The 19,856-nt window shown below is 72.7% G+C and carries 19 protein-coding genes; 5 read left to right on the top strand and 14 right to left on the bottom strand.

Features of this window, described 5'->3' with window-relative positions; genetic code table 11:
• Positions 1-251 precede the first annotated feature (251 nt).
• From AC156L_RS08360 to AC156L_RS08350, 3 genes are all read left to right on the top strand, one after another.
• Positions 252-1,703, top strand: coding sequence for a serine/threonine-protein kinase (locus AC156L_RS08360; protein ID WP_484406728.1), 1,452 nt, complete (start codon positions 252-254; stop codon positions 1,701-1,703).
• A gap of 6 nt (positions 1,704-1,709) precedes the next feature.
• Positions 1,710-2,462, top strand: a complete 753-nt coding sequence (locus tag AC156L_RS08355; RefSeq protein WP_330879465.1) for a thymidine kinase — start codon at positions 1,710-1,712, stop codon at positions 2,460-2,462.
• A 240-nt stretch (positions 2,463-2,702) separates the two neighbouring features.
• The gene (locus AC156L_RS08350; RefSeq protein WP_106194336.1) at positions 2,703-3,047 is read left to right on the top strand and encodes an RNA polymerase-binding protein RbpA; all 345 of its coding nucleotides are present in this window, start codon (positions 2,703-2,705) and stop codon (positions 3,045-3,047) included.
• A 125-nt stretch (positions 3,048-3,172) separates the two neighbouring features.
• Here the strand turns inward: AC156L_RS08350 and AC156L_RS08345 are convergent, their stop codons facing one another.
• Together AC156L_RS08345 and lnt are read right to left on the bottom strand one after the other, a co-directional pair.
• Positions 3,173-3,964 (bottom strand): polyprenol monophosphomannose synthase, encoded by a 792-nt coding sequence (locus AC156L_RS08345; protein ID WP_330879466.1) that lies wholly within the window; start codon positions 3,962-3,964, stop codon positions 3,173-3,175.
• Entirely contained in the window at positions 3,939-5,558 is a 1,620-nt protein-coding gene (lnt, locus tag AC156L_RS08340) for an apolipoprotein N-acyltransferase (protein WP_330879467.1), read from the bottom strand. The genes AC156L_RS08345 and lnt overlap by 26 nt, the downstream gene beginning before the upstream one ends.
• A gap of 132 nt (positions 5,559-5,690) precedes the next feature.
• On the opposite strand from lnt, the gene AC156L_RS08335 reads away from it, so the two are divergent.
• Positions 5,691-5,879, top strand: a complete 189-nt coding sequence (locus AC156L_RS08335) for a PspC domain-containing protein (RefSeq protein ID WP_330879468.1) — start codon at positions 5,691-5,693, stop codon at positions 5,877-5,879.
• 4 nt (positions 5,880-5,883) lie between these two features.
• On the opposite strand, the gene AC156L_RS08330 is transcribed toward AC156L_RS08335, so the two are convergent.
• Genes AC156L_RS08330 through AC156L_RS08310 form a run of 5 tightly spaced genes read right to left on the bottom strand, consistent with a single transcriptional unit; the run spans position 5,884 to position 12,491 of the window.
• Entirely contained in the window at positions 5,884-7,167 is a 1,284-nt protein-coding gene (locus tag AC156L_RS08330) for a transporter (protein WP_330879469.1), read from the bottom strand.
• A 3-nt stretch (positions 7,168-7,170) separates the two neighbouring features.
• Positions 7,171-7,701, bottom strand: coding sequence for a hypothetical protein (locus AC156L_RS08325; RefSeq protein ID WP_330879470.1), 531 nt, complete (start codon positions 7,699-7,701; stop codon positions 7,171-7,173).
• The gene (locus tag AC156L_RS08320; protein WP_330879471.1) at positions 7,698-9,845 is read right to left on the bottom strand and encodes a hydantoinase/oxoprolinase family protein; all 2,148 of its coding nucleotides are present in this window, start codon (positions 9,843-9,845) and stop codon (positions 7,698-7,700) included. The genes AC156L_RS08325 and AC156L_RS08320 overlap by 4 nt, the downstream gene beginning before the upstream one ends.
• A 31-nt stretch (positions 9,846-9,876) precedes the next feature.
• Entirely contained in the window at positions 9,877-11,499 is a 1,623-nt protein-coding gene (locus AC156L_RS08315; RefSeq protein WP_330879472.1) for an FAD-dependent oxidoreductase, read from the bottom strand.
• Positions 11,496-12,491, bottom strand: a complete 996-nt coding sequence (locus tag AC156L_RS08310) for a LacI family DNA-binding transcriptional regulator (RefSeq protein ID WP_330879473.1) — start codon at positions 12,489-12,491, stop codon at positions 11,496-11,498. Before AC156L_RS08310 ends, AC156L_RS08315 begins: the two co-directional genes overlap by 4 nt.
• 175 nt (positions 12,492-12,666) lie before the next feature.
• Here AC156L_RS08310 and AC156L_RS08305 point away from each other — a divergent pair, with 175 nt between their 5' ends.
• Positions 12,667-13,656 (top strand): glycoside hydrolase family protein, encoded by a 990-nt coding sequence (locus AC156L_RS08305; RefSeq protein ID WP_330879474.1) that lies wholly within the window; start codon positions 12,667-12,669, stop codon positions 13,654-13,656.
• Here AC156L_RS08305 and AC156L_RS08300 read toward each other — a convergent pair.
• Genes AC156L_RS08300 through AC156L_RS08270 form a run of 7 tightly spaced genes read right to left on the bottom strand, consistent with a single transcriptional unit; the run spans position 13,602 to position 19,844 of the window.
• Positions 13,602-14,471, bottom strand: coding sequence for a protein phosphatase 2C domain-containing protein (locus AC156L_RS08300; protein WP_330879475.1), 870 nt, complete (start codon positions 14,469-14,471; stop codon positions 13,602-13,604). The two genes, AC156L_RS08305 and AC156L_RS08300, sit on opposite strands and share 55 nt — an antisense overlap.
• A gap of 4 nt (positions 14,472-14,475) precedes the next feature.
• A complete protein-coding gene (locus tag AC156L_RS08295; protein ID WP_330879476.1) occupies positions 14,476-14,943 on the bottom strand; it encodes a GNAT family N-acetyltransferase in 468 nt (155 codons plus the stop codon).
• Complete coding sequence (locus AC156L_RS08290; protein ID WP_330879477.1) at positions 14,940-15,314, bottom strand: GntR family transcriptional regulator; 375 nt, start codon at positions 15,312-15,314, stop codon at positions 14,940-14,942. The genes AC156L_RS08295 and AC156L_RS08290 overlap by 4 nt, the downstream gene beginning before the upstream one ends.
• A gap of 16 nt (positions 15,315-15,330) precedes the next feature.
• Positions 15,331-15,654: a hypothetical protein gene (locus tag AC156L_RS08285; protein ID WP_330879478.1), complete on the bottom strand. Its 324-nt coding sequence runs from the start codon at positions 15,652-15,654 to the stop codon at positions 15,331-15,333.
• A 12-nt stretch (positions 15,655-15,666) separates the two neighbouring features.
• Positions 15,667-17,064: a nickel/cobalt transporter gene (locus tag AC156L_RS08280; RefSeq protein ID WP_330879479.1), complete on the bottom strand. Its 1,398-nt coding sequence runs from the start codon at positions 17,062-17,064 to the stop codon at positions 15,667-15,669.
• Complete coding sequence (locus tag AC156L_RS08275; protein WP_330879480.1) at positions 17,061-18,353, bottom strand: tetratricopeptide repeat protein; 1,293 nt, start codon at positions 18,351-18,353, stop codon at positions 17,061-17,063. Before AC156L_RS08275 ends, AC156L_RS08280 begins: the two co-directional genes overlap by 4 nt.
• A 57-nt stretch (positions 18,354-18,410) precedes the next feature.
• Positions 18,411-19,844: a DUF4331 domain-containing protein gene (locus tag AC156L_RS08270; protein WP_484406726.1), complete on the bottom strand. Its 1,434-nt coding sequence runs from the start codon at positions 19,842-19,844 to the stop codon at positions 18,411-18,413.
• Between the last annotated feature and the right edge of the window lie 12 nt (positions 19,845-19,856).

Raw genomic sequence — 19,856 nt, 5'->3', positions numbered from 1 at the left:
CCCTGCTCGGATCGGCACGCCGATCGACCACCCGGCCCGACCAGCCGATCGACTCGGATTCGACGGGAACGGCGTCAGCGTTACACCCCCGGTCGGTGGGTGTTCGGCCGGGACGGCATGCCGGTTCGCGACACCGCGTTGTCGATCTTCTGACGCGGGTGGCGGGGAACGGTTCCCGCCGGATTTCGCTTCAGTCCGCGCTGAACCAACGGAGACGGCGAGGTTTACCGCGCCTCCCTCCGGGGGACCTCATGGCGGTGATCCTTGATCAGGCGGATCTGCTGGCAGGCAGGTACAAGCTGCTCGACCGCATCGGGTCGGGCGGCATGGGTGTCGTGTGGGCGGCCGACGACCGCCTCCTGCGCAGACAGGTGGCCATCAAGGAGGTCCACCCCGATCACGAGGAGCGGATGCGCCGCGAGGCGCAGGTCGGGGCGAAGGTGTGCCACCCGAACGTGGTCACCGTCTACGACCTGGTCTACGAGGACGGCAAGCCGTGGCTGGTGATGCGGCTGGTGCGGTCGCGGTCGCTGGCCGCGGTGCTCGCCGACGACGGGCCGATGCGGCCCAGCCGGGCGGCACTCATGGGGCGGCAGCTGCTGGCGGGCCTGGAGGCGGTGCACGCCCAGGGGGTCGTGCACTGCGACGTGAAGCCGGGCAACGTGCTGCTCGACGACCGCGAGGACGCCTACCTGACGGACTTCGGGATCGCCGCCGACACCGGGACGCGGATGGTCGGCACGCTCTTCGGAGCGCCCTCCTACATCGCGCCGGAACGGGCCCGCGGGCTGCCGATGGGGCCCGCCTCGGACCTCTGGTCGCTCGGCGCGACGCTCTACGCCGCCGTCGAGGGCAGGCCGCCGCTGGACCGCGGCGACCCGCTGTCGACCGTGACCGCGATCGTCTCCGAGAAGCCGGAGCCCCCGGTGCACGCGGGCGGCCTGCGTCCCGTGATCGACGGGCTGCTGGCCCCCGACCCCGCGGACCGGCCGGGCGGGGAGGAGTTGGAACGGCTGCTGCGGCACGTGTCGGACAGCGGCGCCGAGTCCACGCTCGTCCGCCCGAGGCCGGTCGAGCCGCTGGGCGACACCTCGACGTCGATCCCGCTCCCCCGGCCCGTGGTCGAACTCTCGCTGCCGCGGCACGCGGCTCCGGGCGTCGGACCCGCGTCGACCACCTCGCCCCGGCACAGCGCGGACGAGGCCCCGCCCGAGCCCCGGCCGCGCGACAACCCGACCGCCGCCATCCCGCTCGGGCGCCCGCCGCTGGCGCACCGGACGCCGCTCGTGCTGCTCGGCCTCACGGCCGGGATCGCGGCGGGGCTGCTGTGGTTCGGCGGCCAGGGACCCGTGCCCGGAACGCCCTCCGGCCCTCCCGCCGTGTCGTCGTCCGGGGAGCCCGCGCCCGAGCCCGAGGCGGCGGCCGACGCGGTGGCCGTCCAGCCGTCCGACGCGCCCGCTGCCAAGCCGGTGGCACAAGCACCTGCACAGGCACCTGCACGAGCAGCGGAGGCGTTCAGCGGCCCGACCAGCACCCCGGAAACGACCACACCCGTCGTGAACAGCACCGAAGCCCCGCCGGAGACCACGACGGCCGAGGTGACCACGACCGCCGTCGAGCCGACGACGGCGCCCGAGACGACCGGGGCCGAGCCCTCGACGGCCCCACCGAGCGGACCCTCGGAGGTCGAACCACTAGGGTGACCCGCCGTGGAAGCGCCCCCGTCATCCCAGGACCCCACCGATGCCCTGTCCGCGGTCCCCGTGGCAGGCTCACGCCGGTCCGCGCCCGTGGTCGGTCACCTGAAGTTCTACTTCGGGCCGATGGACTGCGGGAAGTCGACGCTGGCGTTGCAGATCGACCACAACAACTCCCGGCAGGGTCGTCGGGGGTTGCTGCTCGTGCGCCACGACCGCTCGGGCAAGCCCCAGATCTCCAGCCGCATCGGGATCGCCCACGAGGCCGTCGAGGTCTCCGACGGCGACCTGAGGCTGCTGGTGCGCGCGCAGTGGGCGCTCGGGCAGCGGGTGGACTACCTGATCGTCGACGAGGCCCAGTTCCTATCACCCGTTCAGGTGGAACAGCTGGCGGAGTTGGCGGACGACGTCCAGGTCGACATCTACTGCTTCGGACTCGCCACGGATTTCCGCGGCGAGATGTTCCCCGGCTCCCGACGGCTCTTCGAACTGGCCGACGATCTGCACGCGATCCAGGTCGAAGTTCTGTGCTGGTGCGGTCTACCAGGGCGTTTCAACGCTCGGGTGCGGGCCGGACGGGTGATTCGGGCCGGGGACACCGTCATGGTGGCGGACACGGAGCAGATGCGGCCTGACACGGAGCGTGGCAGTGTCCCAGAACACACTGAAACTACCGTGCGCTACCAAGTGCTGTGCAGGCGCCACTTTCGGCTAGGCGACCTGGGACCGGATGTAGCCCAAAGTGGTCAGCTTAGGCTGGCGTAGGCGCACGCTGACGAGGGGTACTGCTCCATTCGTGTGACGAACTCACACGGTAGCTTGATAACGCGTCACGATCCTGGCGCGATTGCATCCCTTAGTAGGAAGCCTTCGTTGACGGGTGAAAGACGTCACTGTGGGCGACCATGACCGTATACCGGGGAACGAACGGACCAATCCGTACGTTGCACTCGGTGAGCAAGAAGCCTGGGCCCCGGCCCTGAGGCCGAGCGAAAGGACAGCGCCATGGCCGACCGCGTTCTACGTGGCAGCCGGCTCGGAGCAGTCAGCTACGAGACGGACCGCAACCACGACCTAGCCCCGCGCCGTGTCGCGCGGTTCGCCTGCCCCAAGGGGCATGACTTCGAGGTCCCCTTCTCCGACGACGCCGAACTGCCTCCGACCTGGGAATGCCGCCTCCACGGCACCGAGTCGAAGATCATCGACGGAGTCGAGCCGGAAGCCAAGAAGATCAAGCCCCCGCGCACGCACTGGGACATGCTCCTGGAGCGTCGGACCATCCCCGAGCTGGAGGAGCTGCTCGACGAGCGCCTCGAAGAGCTGCGCGGACGGCGTACCCGCACCGCCTGACCCAGGCGCGCAGAGCCACGAGGGGCCGCCCACCGGAGATCCGGTGGGCGGCCCCTCGTCGGCGTTCTGGAACGTCCGTGACGCCCGCCGGGACCGGAGAGGACCCGGCGGGGTTCCCGCGCGGCCTAGCTGCCGCTGGGCGTCTTGGCCTTCGGGGCGAAGACGTTCTTGAGCTGGGTGCCGCGGCGACGCAGCCCCCACTTGGTGACCCTGATCAGGGCCTCGCGGACGACGTTGCCGCTCATCTTCGACTCGCCGATGATCCGGTCGGTGAAGGTGATCGGGACCTCGACGATCCGGAAGCCCAGCTCGTGGGTGCGCCACGACAGGTCGATCTGGAAGCAGTAGCCCGAGGACGCCACGTTGTGCAGCTTGAGCTTGCGCAGCACCTCCGCGCGGTACACGCGGAACCCGGCCGTGATGTCCTTGATCGGCGCGCCGAGGGCGATCCGCGAGTACAGGTTGGCGCCCCGCGAGAACACCTCCCGCGACTTCGGCCAGTTCACGACGCTGCCGCCGGTCACGTAGCGCGACCCGATCACCAGGTCCGCCCCCGCCGCCGCGTCGAGCATCCTGGGCAGGTCCTCGGGCGCGTGGGAGCCGTCCGCGTCCATCTCGACGAGGAACGCGTAGCCGCGCTCCAGGCCCCAGCCGAAGCCCGCGACGTACGCCGCGCCGAGCCCGGCCTTCTCCGTGCGGTGCAGCACGTGGACGCGCTCGTCCGCCGCCGCCATCTCGTCCGCGACCTGCCCTGTTCCGTCGGGGCTGCCGTCGTCGACCACGAGGGCGTGCACCTCGGGCAGGGCTGCGTGCAGCCGCTTGACGATCGTCCCGATGTTGTCCCGCTCGTTGTAGGTCGGGATCACCACCAGCACCGGCCCGAGCTCGCGGTCAGGCTGCGCCTGCTGGTCCGCCATCCGTGTCCTCCTCGCCGGGGCCCACCTCGGGCTCCGGACGCGCTACTCGTCGTGTGTGGGTCAAGCTGAACGCCACGGCCAGGAGCCCCAGTGCGGACATCACCCACTCGGGCCAAGCACCAAGCCGAGTGGCCAGCGTAGTCTGCCCGCGCAGCGGCAACCTCTCGACCAGTGCCGCGGGGGTGAACAGACCGGTCTTCCGGGTGACGGACCCGTCGGGCGAGACCATGGCGCTGACCCCGCTGGTGGCGGCCACGACGACCGCCCGGCCGTGCTCGACGGCCCGGACGCGGGACATGGAAAGCTGCTGGTAGGTCATCTCGGTGTACCCGAAGGTGGCGTTGTTCGTGGGGATGGCGATCAGGTTCGCGCCGGTCCGGACGTTCTCCCGGACGATCTCGTCGAACGCGACCTCGTAGCACGTGTCCAGCGACACCTTCGCCGGTCCCATCACGAACCCGTCCGGGTCGGTGCCCGGTTGGAAGTTGTTCGCCCGGTCGACCAGCTTGCTGAAGATCCGGAAGAACGACCGGTAGGGCATCGTCTCGCCGAACGGCTGGAGCTTGCGCTTGGTGTAGGTGTCGATCGGGCCGCGCTCCGGGTCCCACAGGACGACGGTGTTGCGCGGCAGGTTGTCGTCGCCGATCACGACCGCGCCGACCGCGATGGGGGCGTTGATCGTCCGGGCGGCCAGCTGGATGCGCAGGGCGGCGTCGGCGTTGCGGAACGGGTCGATGTCGGAGGAGTTCTCCGGCCAGATGACCAGGTCGGGCTGGGGCTGCCTGCCCTCGCGGACGTCCTCGGCGAGCTCCAGGGTCCGGTTGACGTGGTTGTCGAGCACGGCGCGGCGCTGGGAGTTGAAGTCGAGGCCCGCCCTGGGCACGTTGCCCTGGATGGCGGCCACGACGGCCGTGCCCTCGCTCGCGTCCGTGCCGACCAGGCCGGTGGCGGCCGGTCCCGCCGCGAGCGGGACGACGACCAGCAGGGCGGGGACGAGCGGCCGGGCGCGGAGGTTCCGCACGACCGCGGCGAGCCCGAAGCCGGTCAGGGCGACGGCGAACCCGACCAGCGGGGCGCCGCCGACGGCGGCCAGCGGCAGGTACCAGCCCTCCGGCTGGCCGAAGGCGATCTTGCCCCACGGGAAGCCGCCGAACGGGAACACACCCCGCAGCAGTTCGTCGGCCACCCACAGCAGCGCGGCCCACAGCGGTGCGAGCGGCAGCTTCGAGACCACCGCGATGGCCGCGGTGCCCACGCCGATCAGGGCCGCGCAGGCGAGGCTCAGGGGCAGCCACGCGACCGGTCCGACGAACTCGCCGGTCCAGGCCAGCAGCGGGACCAGGAACCCCAGGCCGAACAGCACGCCGTGGCCGAGGCCCGCCCGCGCGCGACGGCCGTGCAGGACCCAGCCGAGCAGGGCGAAGCCGAGCGGGGCGAGCCACCAGACGGTGCGCGGGGGGAAGCTCAGGTAGACCAGCACGCCCCCGCCCGAGGACAGGAGCATCCGGAGCAGGAGACCGCGGACGTCGCGGCGAGGGCGGCTGGGCGGGGTTTCGGCGGCGGGCGTGTCCGACGCCACGGGAGTTGCGACCACCGGGTGAGCGTACGAGCCCGGGGTCACGGCCCGGTGAGGCCGGGCCGCGACCCCTCGCGGGGTGGGACCCCGGAGTGGGAAATCAGGGTTCTCACCGATGCACGCGCTCCGCGGCGCGGGCACTGTTGAGTCATGACATCAACGTTGACGAGGCCCCAGCACAAGAAGGTCATCGCCGGTGTGTGCGCCGGTCTCGCCGATCGGTTCGGCGTGAAGCCGAACACCGTGCGGCTGATCTTCGTCCTGTCCTGCCTGCTCCCCGGTCCGCAGTTCGTGGTCTACCTCGTCCTGTGGTTCATGATGCCGAAGGCCGCCTACTGAGCCGCTAGGTCAGGTGGAGCGCCGCGGTCAGCACCAGTCCGCCGATCGCGATGAGCCACGTGTACGGCAGGGTCGAGGCCATCACCCTCTCCGGCCGCACACCCGCGTACTGCGCGCTCCACACGGTCTGGGTGCTCGTCGGGTCCGAGACGCCGAGCACCTGGCCGTAGGAGGCCATCAGGCCGAGCACCGCCGTGGACGGGTAGATGCCGCCAGACACCAGGACACCCGCGACGCCCGCGCCGAGGCCGTAGACGTTGAACGGGCCCCGGTACAGGCACAGCGGCACCAGCGCGGCGAACACCAGCACGAACAGCACGGTCCCGGACGGGCTCAGCGCCGACACGATCGGCGTCAGGGCGCTGACCGCTCCGGGCAGCCGCACCGCCGAGAGCAGCACGCCGATGGCGACGAACAGCACGATCGGCGGCGCGGCGACGTCGAACGCCCGGTAGAGCGAGCGCAGCGCGCGTTCGCCGAGCTTGCCGGGCCGGGTCGTGGTGACCAGCGCGTACACGACTCCCGCGAGCAGTGACGGCACGATCGGCACGTGCAGGCCGAGGGCCAGCACGATCGGCACGAGCGGGGCGGCCAGCGCGTACCAGGGGGCGTCGCCGCGCCGGACCCTGGCCGAGGGCGGCTTGGCGTCGAGCCGGACCGCCCAGGCGTGCCTGGCCCCGTGGCGGCGGGTCTCGACCAGGATGTAGAGCAGGCTGCCGACGAGCACGATCGGGAACAGCGTGAGCTGGAACGACCGCACCTGCTCGATCGGGATCTTGATCGCGTCGGACAGGAACTGCCAGCCGATCAGGTCCAGCGGGAGGCCGGTGGCGATGCCCATGAGCACCGTGCCACCGGCCACCACGGGCCGGACGCCGACGGCGATCATGGCGGGGATGCCGACGACGCCCGCGAGCATGGCGGCGGGCGCCGAGCCGGTGATGCTGCCGCACAGGACCGCCACGGAGTAGACGCCGAGCGCGACCACGGCAGGCCGCTCCCCGCCGAACTCCACGATCTTGCGGACGAGCGTGGACGCGATGCCGGTGTCCTCCATGAGCGTGCCCAGCCACGAGCCGAGCAGCACCGCGATCATCGTCGCGGCCAGCAGCGTCGACCCGGTTTGCAGGACGGTCGTGCCGACGCTGTTCTTGTCGCCCAGCACGGTGGCCCCCGCCAGCAGCGCGATGACGACCGCCATCAGGCCGAGCGCGAACGCGGTGGGCAGCACGCGGGTGAGCATCAGGACGACCCCGACGGCCATCACGGCCAGGATTGCGTATCCCACGGGTCAACCTCCGAGTTCGGCTAGTGCGGCGGAGAGCTGGAGGGGGCTGCGCCGCAGGCCGCTGGCGCGGTGGGCGTAGCGGTGGGCGACGACCTCGTCGGCGCCCACGACGTGGCCGCGGACCCGGAGCGGGCCGACGCGGCAGACGACGTGGTCCAGGCGGTGGCGCAGTTCGCGCGCCAGTCCGCCGTGCAGGCGGTGGTGCACGACCTCGTGCGCGACGGCGGCGGCGCGCAGCGCGGCGGGCGTGACGTCGGTCCAGCCCTTGCGGGCGGCGACGTCGGCGAGCAGCGCGAGGCTGTCGGTGTGGACGGTCACGGTGCGCGTGCGGGCGTGGTACTCGGCGAGGGTCACGACGTCCTCCGCCACGCCGTTCGCCTCCTCGACCACGGTCACGTCCGGGTCCTCCAGGGGCAGTTCGTCGCCGAACGCGAGCGCGGCCACCGCCCAGGAGCGGAGCTGCTCCTCGGTCCGGTTCTCGTGGGTGGGCGTGGCCCTCAGCAGCGCCACGGCCAGGTCCTCGTCGGTGCTCATCCGCGGTCCTCCAGGATCGCGACCAGCGGCTCGTCCGGTGTGCGGGACTTGAGCTCCGCGCCGATCAGGGCCACGAGCTGGTCGCGGTCGAGCACCCCGGACAGGTCGGCGATCTTCGGGCCGACCAGCAGCCACACGGCGGGCGCGCGGCTGCCGCCGTCGCCGACGCGGGTGTGCTCGTCGACGAGCCTGGTGAGCGTCCCGGACGCCTCGCCGACGCTCGTGCGCTCCACGTGCGCGTTCGCGCTGTGCAGCCGGACCACGCCGTCGACGTCGACCACCCGCACGTGCTGGGCGACCGGCCGGAACCGGCCGAGGAACCCCTTCGGCCTGCTGCGCGCGCCCAGCGCCCGGTGGTGGCCGGTGCGGGCGAGTTCGCTGACCTCGCTGCCGGGCACGCCCAGCGTGCGGGCGACGTCGGCCAGCACCTCGTCGTCGTCCACCACGGCCGCGCGGTCCTTGGTCCGCAGCTCCGTCGCGCCGGTGGCGACGGCGAGGATCAGGTTGCGCTGCGGGTCGACCGTCACGTCGACCTCCACCCCCGCCGGGTCGGCGCCCTGCGCGATGACCGCCTGCTCGGCCTGGGCGCGCACGGCCAGGACGTCGGTGTGCGACGGGTTGGGCACGATCTTCTCGACCGACTCCCGGACCAGGGCGAGGGCGGCGCCGAGCGGGCTGATGACCTCGCTGTGCGCGGCGATCCGCCAGTCCAGTCCGGACTCGACGCCGAGGAACGGGGTGACCGAGGCGGCCCCTCCTCCCCCGCCGACGAGGCTCAGGGTCTCGCGGTCGAGCCCGTAGGCGTCGACGAGGTCGTCCACGACGGCCTTCACGGGCTTGACCGCCTGGCGCAGCACGGCCGTCGCCGCGTCCTCGGTGGACAGTCCGAGGGCCGCGGCCAGCGGTGCGACGGCCCGCCGCGCCGCTTCGGGGTCGCAGTGCGCGTAGCTGTCCGGCGGCACGACGCCGAGCGCGTTGGCCGCGCAGGTCGGGGTGAGCGCGTACCGCGTGCCGTCGGGGGTCTCCAGCGCCACGTAGTCCGCCGGGTCGCCCGGCTTCGGCGCGATGGTCACGAGCGTCGCGTCCGCCAGGGCCTTCGCGGGGGCGAAGCAGGCGTAGGCGAGGCCCGCGATGTGGGCGCTGCGGGGGCCGACCGCCCGGACGGTCGTGCCGTCGAGCCGGACCAGGGACCCGCCTCCGACGCCGACCGTGCGGACGTCCAGCGCGGGCAGGTACGTCTCGCGTCCGCCGAGGCGGGCGTGCCGGACCTGCACCCGGCCGCGGCGCACCACGCTGATGTCGGTGGACGTGCCCCCGGTCTCCAGGAACACGCCCTCGCTCAGCCGCTCCCCCATCAGCGCCCCCGCCACGCCCGCCGCCGGACCGCTCAGCGCCGTGAGCAGCGGTCGCCTCCGCATCTCCGGCAGCGACATCACGCCGCCGTCGCCGCGCATCACCATCAGCGGCGCGGTGATGCCCGCCGCCTCGACGCTGCGCTCGACCAGGTCGGCGGTCTCGACCATGCGCGGCATGATCCCGGCGTTGAGCACCGCCGTGCGGGCCCGCTTCGCCAGCCCGTACAGGCCGGTGATCTCGTGCGTCGCCGTCGCGAGCAGCCCCTGCGCACGGGCCTGGGCGACGACCGCCCGCTCGCCCAGCGGGTCGTCGACGCTGAACGGCTGCACCGCCACGACGACGTCCGCGCCCTCGTCCACGACCTTCGCCACGGCCGCCTTGACCTCGACCGGGTCCTCGGCGTCGCGCACCCCGGCGTACCGGATCGGCAGGCCCTTGCCGGGTGTGAGCTGGAGCTTCGCCAGGGATTTCAGCCTGCCGGTGGCCCACGACTCGAAGCCGCGGCCGACGCCGACCACGCCGACGGTGGCGACGTCGCCCTCCAGCAGCGCGTTGGTGGCCTGGGTGGTGCCGTGCGCCAGGAACGACACCGACGACGGGTCGATCCCGGTCTGCTCCTGGAGTTCGCGCAGCGCGGCCAGGATGCCGTGCGCGACCCCGTCGGGGTGGTCGTGGCTGGTGGGGACCTTGACCTGGCCGAGCAGGGCGAACGTCGTCGCGTCGACGGCCACGGCGTCGGTGAACGTGCCACCGACGTCGATGCCGATGCGAACGGGGTGTGGCGTCATTGCAAACACCTCCGGGGGAAGGTCGAGGGGGTCAGTAGCCGCGCACGTCGGGCCAGTGGCGTTCGACGCCCGCCTGGTCCAGGAGCTGGGCGAACTCGTCGTGCAGCTTGGTGTCGGTGCGGATCTGCCGCGGGGACTTGCCGCGGCGCAGGGCGAAGCCCGCGAGGTGGCCCGCGACCTCGCCGACGTTCCACTCGACCGGGTGGAGGCGGTAGCAGCCGTTGGTGATGTGCGTGGTGCCGATGTTCTTGCCCGCGGGGAGCAGGTTGTCGACCCGTTGCGGCAGGAGCGCGCCGAGCGGGATCTCGAAGGGGACGCTGGCGATGTCGACGTAGCCGTCACCGGAGGTGGAGGGGTGCAGGTCGATGCGGTAGCTGCCGATGCCGACGGAGTCGGCGTACCGGGTGCGCTCGCCGGGCCCGAGCAGGTCGAGGGACACGTCGTGCTCGGTGATCGTGGTGACCGCCCTGATGCGGCGGGACTCGCGGACGTACGCCGACTTCGCCAGGCCGTCGCGCGTGCCCATCACGTCGTGGCGCAGGCGCAGGCCGGGGAAGCCGGTGCCGCCGTCGACGCGCGGGGCCTCGGTCTGGAGCCAGTGCAGGACCGACAGGGAGAGCTGCTTGGCCTCGTCGTGGGCCTTCGCCACGGCCGCGGCGTCCACGTGGCCGTCGATCTCCAGCGCCGGGGACAGCCAGTAGTCGTTGAGCGGCCAGTTCACGAGGGTGATGTCGGAGTCGAACGCGCCGGGCTGGTGGACGCCGCGCGCGAGGATGCGGCGGAACGCCCACAGCTCCTTGTCGCCGGCGTCGGCGCTCTGGTCGGCGGTGATGGCCAGCGGGTCGGTGTCCGGGTTCGGCTCGAACGTCCTGGCGACCGGTTCGAGCGTGCGCGGGTCGGGGGCGGTGAAGCCGAGCAGCGGGCCGGGCCAGAACTCGGGCTGGTAGGCGCGCCAGAAGTCGTACGTCCGGGGCTTGTCGATCGTGTGGTCCTCGCCCGCGTGGTGCGACAGGGCGAAGCAGTAGGTGATGCCCTGGAGGTTGAGCGGGTCGGCGGTGTCGGGGGCGTGCGGCTCGTCGTGCTCGGCCCGCGACTCCGCGCCCACCACGTGCTCGACGCCCGCCATCGGCAGCAGGTCGCCGTTCTCGGTGGCGTCCAGCACGTAGTCGGCGCGCACCGTGGTCGCGTTGCCGTCGTCGTCGAGGAGGTCCACGGCGTCGACCGCGTCACCGGTGGTGTGCACGCCGGTCGGCCGGTGCCGCAGGAGCACGGTGATCCGCCCGGCGGAGCGGTGCGGCGCCAGCGCGGCCTCCAGCACGGCCAGCGCCACGCGCGGCTCGTGGCAGAGCTTGGAGACGCGGCCCGCGCCGGGGTTCAGCTCGGCCATCCGCATCGCCTCGGCGCGCAACGGGTAGTGCCTGCGGTAGTAGTCGCGGATGCCCTCGCGGACCCGCCGGTAGGACGCCGTGGCGCCGAACCGCTCGATCCACGGGTTCTCGTCCGGCGGCACGCCCTGCGCGGTGAGCTGGCCGCCGATCCAGTCGGTCTCCTCGGTGAGCACCACGCGGTGCCCGGCGCTCGCGGCGGCGAGCGCGGCGGCGACCCCGCCGAGCCCTCCTCCGACGACGAGGATCTCGGTGTCCAGTTCGGTCATGGGACGTCCTTCACGGTGGTTCCGGGCACGGGTACGCAGGGCAGGAGCTGGTGCGGGTCCTCCGGGTCGCCGGTGATCAGCTCCACCAGCAGTTCGACGGCGCGGCGGCCCATCTCGCGGCGCGGCACCTCGAAGCCGGTGACCTCGTCGCCGCCCTCCGGTGGTCGGCCGAGCACGGCGTAGGACAGGTCGGTGCCGTCGACGGCGGCGCGCACGGCGCGGTAGGCGGCGTCGGTGTCGGTCTCCTCGACCACGACCGCGGTGACGCCGTCCCGCCGCCACCGCTCGACGGCGGCGCGGTCCACGGCGGTGCGGACCACCTCGCAGTCGATCCCCGCGCCGGCCGCCGCCTCGACGACGCCGCGTTCGCGGTCGGTGGACGAGGGGGCGTCGTCGTCCTCGCGGACGTACCGGATCACCCGGTGGCCGTGGTCGACCAGCTGCCGGACGACGGCGGCGGAGGCGGCCACGTAGTCCGCGCCCACGAAGGGGATCCGGCCGTCCAGCTCGTCGCGGCGTCCTATGTAGACCAGCGGGAACCCGCTCTCGACCAGCTTCTCGATCGAGTCGACGGGCACGTGCCTGCCGAAGAACAGGCAGCCGTCGGCGATGCGGGTGCGCCGGATCGCCGACTCGTCGTGCGTGCGCTCGCCGCGGCCGTCGGCGCCGGTGAACAGGATCAGGTCCTGGCCCAGCGCCGCCGCCTGCTCCTCGACACCGACCAGGATCGGGTAGTAGGAGTCGGCGACGTCGGTCGGGAAGGTCGCCTTGAACGTGTAGAGCCCGAGCATGTGGTTGCGCTTGGACGCGAGCCGCGTGGCGACGGGGTCGGGCACGTAGCCGAGCTGCTCGGCGGCGGCGAGGACGCGCAGCCGGGTGTCCTCGGACAGGCGCACGCCGCCCTGGTTGCCGCCCAGGACGACGGAGACGGTGGCTTGCGAGACACCCGCCGACGCGGCGATGTCCGCCTGCCGAGGTGCGCGGCGCTTCATGGGTCCTCCCGGTGCCAATGCGGATTAGCGAGGAGAGTGGTGGTCTTCCCGGCACATGTCAAGAGTGCGGACGAATGCGCGTTTCCGCAGCACTAATACGTATTAGCACCTTGACGTCCCGCGCGGCGGGCCTCGACACTCGGCCAACCCCCCAACGGCGAGAGGGAGAACCACGATGACCGGAGAGATCGACCGCAGGACCCTGTTCCGGGCCGGAGCGGGCCTCGGCCTCGGAGTGGCGGTGACGTCGCTGGCGCCGGGTACCGCGTCGGCCGGACCCGCGGGGTTCCCGACCTACCGGTACGTCCGGACGGCGTTCGACAAGGGCTCGCTGAAGTACAACCCGACCAACGAGCTGATCTTCCCCACCATCCGCGGCACGGTCGGCCGCGTGGCGAACGCGCGGGGCCGGTTCTACCTGTACTACGCGCCCCACGACGCGCCGGGCGGCATCTGCCTCGCCTACGGCGACTCCCTGGAAGGGCCGTTCACCGAGTACCCGAACAACCCGATCGTGAAGCGGGACTGGGCGCCGCACTACTCGGTCTCGCACGTGTCGTCGGCGCACGTCCTGTGGAACACCGCCGCCAAGGAGATGTGGCTGTACTTCCACGGCGAGAACACCACGACGCGGCTGGCGCGGTCGAAGGACGGCATCACCTTCACCTACGACAAGGTCGTGCTGTCGACCTCGATGCTGCCGTCGGGGACGACCGAGACGTCCTACGCCAGGGTGTTCGAGCACAAGATCGCGTCACGCGGCGCGAACTACGTGATGGTGTTCATGATCAACACCACCGCGAACAAGCGGAACATCGGCTGGGGCTGGTCCGCGGACGGTCGCGACTGGACGTTCTCGCAGACGCCGCTGATCCGCGCGTCCGAGGTCGGCGCCACCGACGCCGCGGCCCCGTCGCTGGCCTACCGCAACGGGACGACCTACGTCGTGTTCCACACCAACCTCGGCACGATGCACCTGACCGAGGTCGGCAACGACTTCACCCGCAAGGTGCACCTCGGGGTGTTCCACCGGCCGCTGACGGGCGCGCCGGACCGGGGCCGGTCGGCCGCGCCGTCGTTCGGGACGGAGAACGGCGTCGAGTACATGTTCTACGAGGCGGGAGCGCGGCTGGAGGGCGCGATCGCCATCGCGCGCGCCGTGTGACCGCCCGGTGGGGCCGGTTCCGCCGGACCGGTCCCACCGCGGACCACCGTGGCGTCGTCGGACGCCTTGTTGCGCGGGAACCGCTCCCCCAGCGGGTCGGCCGCCTCGACCTCGCGGACCAGCCGCACGAGGTCGTCCGGCTGTGTGTCCAGCACGTCGGGCCACCGCAGGACGCCGAACGGGTCGACCGCGCGGGCCGCGCCGTCGGACAGCAGGGCGAACCGCCGCACGCCCGGCACCCGGCCGACGACCGCGTGCCGCGCCGCGTCCGGGGCCGCCGCCGCGATCCAGTACCCGCCGGGCCGGTTGCGGGCCGCGAGTTCGGCGTGCTTCATCCGCACCAGCGCCCCGGCCTTCTCCGGGGTGCCGATCGGGTGGGTGTCGGCGAGCACCCGCTCCTCGGACGCGGTGCGGCTCACCCGGTCGTCGGAGACGACGGTGGTCCCGGCCCCGGTGTCGAGCACGAGGGACACGTCGCCGAGGACCGCGTGCGCGAGGTGGTCGCCCTCGACCCGGACGACCCCGACGGCGGCGGACGGGGTGCCGGGGTGGGTGAGGTCGCAGTCCGGGTGGCGGGCCGCGACGCCGCGGATCGCCGCGGCCAGGGCCTCCGGCAGCGGGAGGGTCTCGTCGGACGCCTCGGCGACCAGTGCCGCCCCCAGGGCGCGGACGTACCAGACGACGCCGTGCCGGCAGCCCGTGCCGGTGCGCACGGTGGCCCCGTCCAGCACCACGACCAGGTGCGCGCTCGCGCTGAACCAGTCCTCGTTGGGAGCGGACGGGGTGCCGGGGGAGGTGGCGGCGCTGACGTGCACCCGCTCAGCCGATCGGCAGGCGGAGCTGGAGCGAGGCGGGCACGTAGCCGTGCGACTCGTAGAACCTGATCGCGGCCGTGTTCGACGCGAAGGCGTGGACGGTCACCTCGGTGACGCCCCGGTCGCGGGCCCACGCGGTGAACGCGCCGTTCAGGGCGGTGCCCAAGCCCCCGCCGCGCCGGGGTTCGGCGACCCGGACGCTCTCCAGCTCGGCTCCCACGACGGTCGGTCGGGTGGGGTTCGGGCCCTTCAACCGGCCCACCAGGTGACCGACGACCTGGTCGTCCACCACGGCCACCAGGCACAGCACGTCCGGGTCGGCGATGGCCGCGCCGTAGTGCTCGTGGCCGTGGCGCGCGGGCCACGTGGTGTCCACGTGCGGGTCGCGGGTGCCGCCGTCCTCGGCGAACAGCGCCGCGGCCGAGGCGACGACGGCCTCCAGGTCGGCGGCGGTCGCGGTGCGGACGGTCACGCGGGCTCCCCGTGGTACTGGTCGGCGAGCGCCGCGCGGACGATCTCGCCCGCCTCCTCGGCCGTGAGACCCACCTCGCGGACCGTCAGGGCGTAGGAGCGGGCGGCGCGGAGGGCGCGTTCGCGGCTCCGCTCGCCCGCCGCGCTGACCACGGTGCCCGCGCGGCCCCTCGTCTCGATCAGGCCCGCCTCCTCCAGTTCGCGGTAGGCGCGGGCGATCGTGTTGACCGCGAGCCCCAGGTCGGCCGCGAGCGCGCGGACCGTGGGCAGGCGTGCTCCCACGGCCAGTTCGCGGTTCGCGATGCGCCGGGCGAATTCCGCCCTCACCTGCTCGAACGGTGGGACGGGGGACTCCGGGTCGATGGTGATCACGGGGTGATCCTGGCAGCTACCCCAGGAGCTTCGCCACGTTGGCCTGGTCGGCGCCCAGGTCGACGTACACCGCGGCCCACGCCTTGTCGGCCTCGCTGGGGCCCGCGCCGTCGCAGTAGCCCTTCTTGCCGTGCGCCGTGTAGTAGCGCAGCACGGGGAGGACCTCGTCGGTGGGGCCACCGTCCTCGTTCGTGTAGTTCGGGCTCGGAGGAGCGGGCTGGTGCTTCATGCACGTCACGTCCGCCAACCCCTCGTCGTCGAACTTGACGCCCGCGGCTGTGGCGCCCTGGGTGCACCCCGCGAGCAACAAGAGGGCCGTGGCGATCAAGAACAGTTTCACGGTGGTCGTCTCCTAACCGATCAGTGCGCGGGTGGTGAGACCGAGGCCCACGACGAGCACCAGTGCGGCGGTGCTGAAGGGGGTGTACTCGGACAGCTTGCGGAGTCGTGCGGTGACCGCGAGGTTCTCCAGGCGGTCGCGGACCTTGATCAGCAGGAGGCCTGCGAGGGTGAGCACGGCGGCCATCCCGGCTCCGTAGGCCAGGACGAGGACGACGCCGAACCAGGTGCGGCCGAGCGCGACCGCGCCGAGCAGGACGATGAGCGCCGACGGGCTGGGCACGAGGCCGCCCGCGACTCCCATGCCGATCAGCCCGGCCCGGCCGTAGCGGGGACCGGCCGAGTGTCCGTGCCCGTGCCCGTGGCCGTGGCCGTGGCCATGTCCGTGCCCGTGGCCGTGGCCCGTCTCCTCGGTGGCGCCCGCGCGGCGGCGGCGCAGGGCGGAGGCCAGCAGGACGCCACCGATCACGGCGACCAGCAGGCCGCTGGCCGTGCCGAGCCAGCGGAGCACCTCGTCGCCCGCGAGCGCGCTGGACGCGCTGAGCAGCAGGCCCAGCACCAGTACGCCCGCGGTGTGGGTGAACGTCACGGTCGCGCCCACCAGGACGGCGTCGCGGCTGGTGCCCCGCCGCCCGGCCAGGTAGGCGGCCATCAGGGTCTTGCCGTGGCCGGGCAGCGCCGCGTGCGACGCGCCGAGCACCAGCGCGAGCAGCACGGCGAGCAGCCCGACGACCGGGGTCAGGTCGCGGGAGCCGATGAGGTCGTTGAACGCGGCCGTGGTGGCGTCGATGAACCCGATGCCGGTCCGCACGGGCGTGGTGCCCGACGCCGCGGCGGGTGTCCCCTCCCCCGGTTCGGCCTCCAGGGAGACCGAGCGGACGTCCATCGGCGTGGACAGCAGGTCCTCGGGGTACGCGCGCAGCTCGTCGGTGCCGCTGCTGGTCGGCACGTCGCCGAACAGCGCCACGCCGGTGCCGGTGGCGGTGATCTCCCGCCACCCCATCCGGTCGCCGAGGTAGGTGTCGCCGAACGTCAGCGCCACCCTGCCGTCGATCCGCAGCGGCGCGGTGAACTCGCACACCAGCCGCGTGGTCGCCAGGTCGGCCTGGCCCGGCGGGTGGGTGGCGGTGGCCGACGTCGTGGTGAACGCCAGCCGCTCACCGTCCGCGCGGGCGTCGAGCGCGGCCAGGACGTCGGCGCACTTGCGCGCGGCGTCCACCGGCCGGGGCTCCTGGAGCGTCGGGATCTCCGCGCTGTCCACGACGGACCGCACGTCGAGCCGGTCGGGGTGGAGCTGGAGCACGTCGGAGTGGTTGACGCTGAAGTTGCCCAGCGGGTGCGCCGCGGACACGCCGGAGCCGAGGACCAGCGCCAGTCCGAAAAGGACGACGAGCACCGCCGCGCGCCTCATCGGGCGCTCTCCAGGGCGGCGAGCGTGGTGCGCGCGACCGGGACGTGCAGCGGGGAGAAGTGCGGGTTCACCGACAGGGCCTCGGTCAGCGCGGCGTGCGCCTCGGGGCCGCGGCCGAGCGCGGCGAGGATCATGCCGCGGTGGAACGAGAAGGTGGCGTTGCGCCAGCCCAGCGCGGCGGCCCTGTCGGAGAACTCCAGCGCTTCGGCGTCGCGGCCGTTCACGTGCAGCGCCCAGGCCATCGCGTCGGCGGCGAGCACGCTCTGCCTGCGGCCCCACTCGGCCTGCGCGAGCGCCAGGGCTTCGGCAGGGTCGCCGTGGTCGGCGGCGACGGTGGTCAGGGTCAGGTCGTCGTTGGCGCCCTGGGCGGCGAGCAGCTTCTTCTGCTCGGCCAGCACGGCGTGCTGGGCGGCGGCCTCGGGGGCGCGCCCGGCCGCGGCCAGCAGTTCGGCGTACTCCAGCAGGTAGTGGGGTGCGGGGACCCGGCTGACGACCTGCCGGTACCCCTCCAGCGCCTCGTCGAGCCGCCCGCGGGCGCCCGCGACCTTGGCCCTGCCCTGCAAGGAGGTCACGTCCAGCGGGTTGAGCGCGAGACCCCGGTCGTACTGGTGGGCGGCCTCGTCCAGGTCGCCCCGGTTGAACGCCAGCTCGCCGAGGTAGTAGTGGCAGAACACGCGTTCGTCCGGTGTGGACGCAGCGGCGAGCGCGCGGTCGAGGGCGTCCCCGGCCTCGTCGATGCGGCCGTGGGTCTCGAAGTGGTAGGAGGCGCGGGTGAAGGAGGCGACACCGGGACGCAGGTCCAGCATCCGCTGGAGCGAGGCGGTGGCGGCGGCGTCGTCGCCGAGTTCGGTGTAGGCGTCGACGAGGACGCCGTGCACCTCGGCGGAGTCCGGCCGTACCTCCCGCGCCCTGAGGCCCCAGTCCCTGGCGGCGGCGAAGTCGTGGCGGGCGTTGGCGAGCGCGCCCTGCCCGAGCATCGCCTCGCCGTTGTCGACGGGCTTGATCTTCAGCGACTCCTCCAGCGCGCCCTGGGCCTTCACGTAGTAGGAGGGGTCGGCCCCGGCACGGGCCAGCTCGGTGTAGGTGGCGCCCAGCTCGGCCCACGTGCCCGCGTCCTCCGGTCGGGCGTGGAGCTTGTCGCGCAGCGCGGCCGTCCTGGTCTGGAGGGCGTTGGCGCGGCTCACCCCAGGGGCGGCCTCGGGGGTGCCGTCCGAGCGGGCCGCGTACGACACGGCCAGCACCGCGACGGCGACGGCCGCGGCGGACCACATCAGGTACTGGCGCTTCATGGCTCTTCCTCGGGCACTCCGAACCGGACGCGGGCGGCCGCGTCCGGCTCACGGTGGTCAGGGGGTGTTGACGGCCTTGTTGCGCGGTAGCCCGACGTAGGGGAAGTTCGGGGCGAAGGTCACGTCGTTGTGGTGCACCTTGTCCCCGGCGGCGAGGGCCTTGACCAGCTTGCCGCTGGCCGCCGCGCCTTCGAGCGCCTGGATCTCGATGTCCACGACGTCGTCGAACAGCCGACGCCCGTTGGGGAAGCCCTGCGTGTCACCGCCCAGCACACCGAGCCGGTTGGGCTGCGGGTTCGGCGCGATGGACATGTTGAGCCGCAGCTGCTCCGACGGCGCGAACCGCTTCGGGTCCACGTCGGCGTTGTCGAGCTGCGAGTTGAGGTCGACCTTGATCGGCCCGTTGGCCTTGGTGGTGATGCCGGTCAGGAAGATCTCCGCCAGGTCCGCGCGCGGTTCCGCGGGGGCCTTGATGCCGTAGATCTGCTCGATCAGCTTCGGCAGCTCGGGCTTGTTCACCCGGTCCAGCAGCGCCTGCACCTTGCCGTCGTTCACCGGCTCCAGGCCGTTGAACGCGTCCTTGATCCCGGCCGAGGAGACGACCTCGTTGACGAGCGGGTTGCCCAGTCGGGACACCTGCACGAACGGGCCCTCGGCCTTCGCCGCGCCCGGCGACAGGCGCAGGGTCTGGCGCTCGGTGTCGGCCCAGAGGCCGATGACCGGGTTGCGCTTGGCGTCACCCCTCAGCGCCAGCGCGTGCTTCGGGATCTGGAGGGCGATCGTGTTGACGTTGTAGCCCTTGAGCGTGTCCTGGCCGACCTCGGACAGGTTCGCGCCGTAGAGCAGGTCGAACACCCGCAGGTCGGCGAAGAACGGGTCGTCCGCCGGGCCCGCGTAGACCTGGCCGCCGCCCTGGAGCTTGGTGATCGCCTGGTCGCGCAACGGCTGGAAGTACGGCATGGACGCCGGTCCGACGATCGACGGCGCGACCTTGCCGTCCTTGACGAGGACCTTCCGGCCGCCCGCGTCGTCGATCTGCTCCAGCGTGTAGGTCTGGCGGAACAACAGGTTCTCGTCGTCCAGGGAGGACACGACGCCGTTGTTGTAGAGGAACGTGTCCGCGCCGCGCCGGTCGTCGGTCTTGAACGTCAGGCGGTAGATCAGGTCCGGCACGGCGTCGCCGTCGTTGTCGACGTTGACGTCGTAGTGCGCGTCGGCCGCCCACGGGTAGAAGTTGGGGCCGCCGTTGGGTTCCTGCAGACCGAACCAGTTCGCCACGAACGTGACGGTGTCCGGCTTGTCGGGGCTGACGAAGGCGTACACGTCGGTGTTGTCCACCGACGGGTCCGCCGCGATGAGCGGGGCCTCGCGGTGACTGGAGGCCCCCGCGGTGCCAGCGGAGAAGGTCGCCAGCGCGGTCGTGAGCGCTATCGTGCCCGCTGTCGCGAGCGCGCCGACCACCCGGCGTCGAGATCGGGGTGTGCGAGACATCGTGTCCCTTTC

The sequence above is a fragment of the Umezawaea sp. genome (assembly GCF_057122925.1).
Note: the sequence above shows the minus strand (reverse complement) of the source record. Positions and strands in the feature narration are given on the sequence as shown.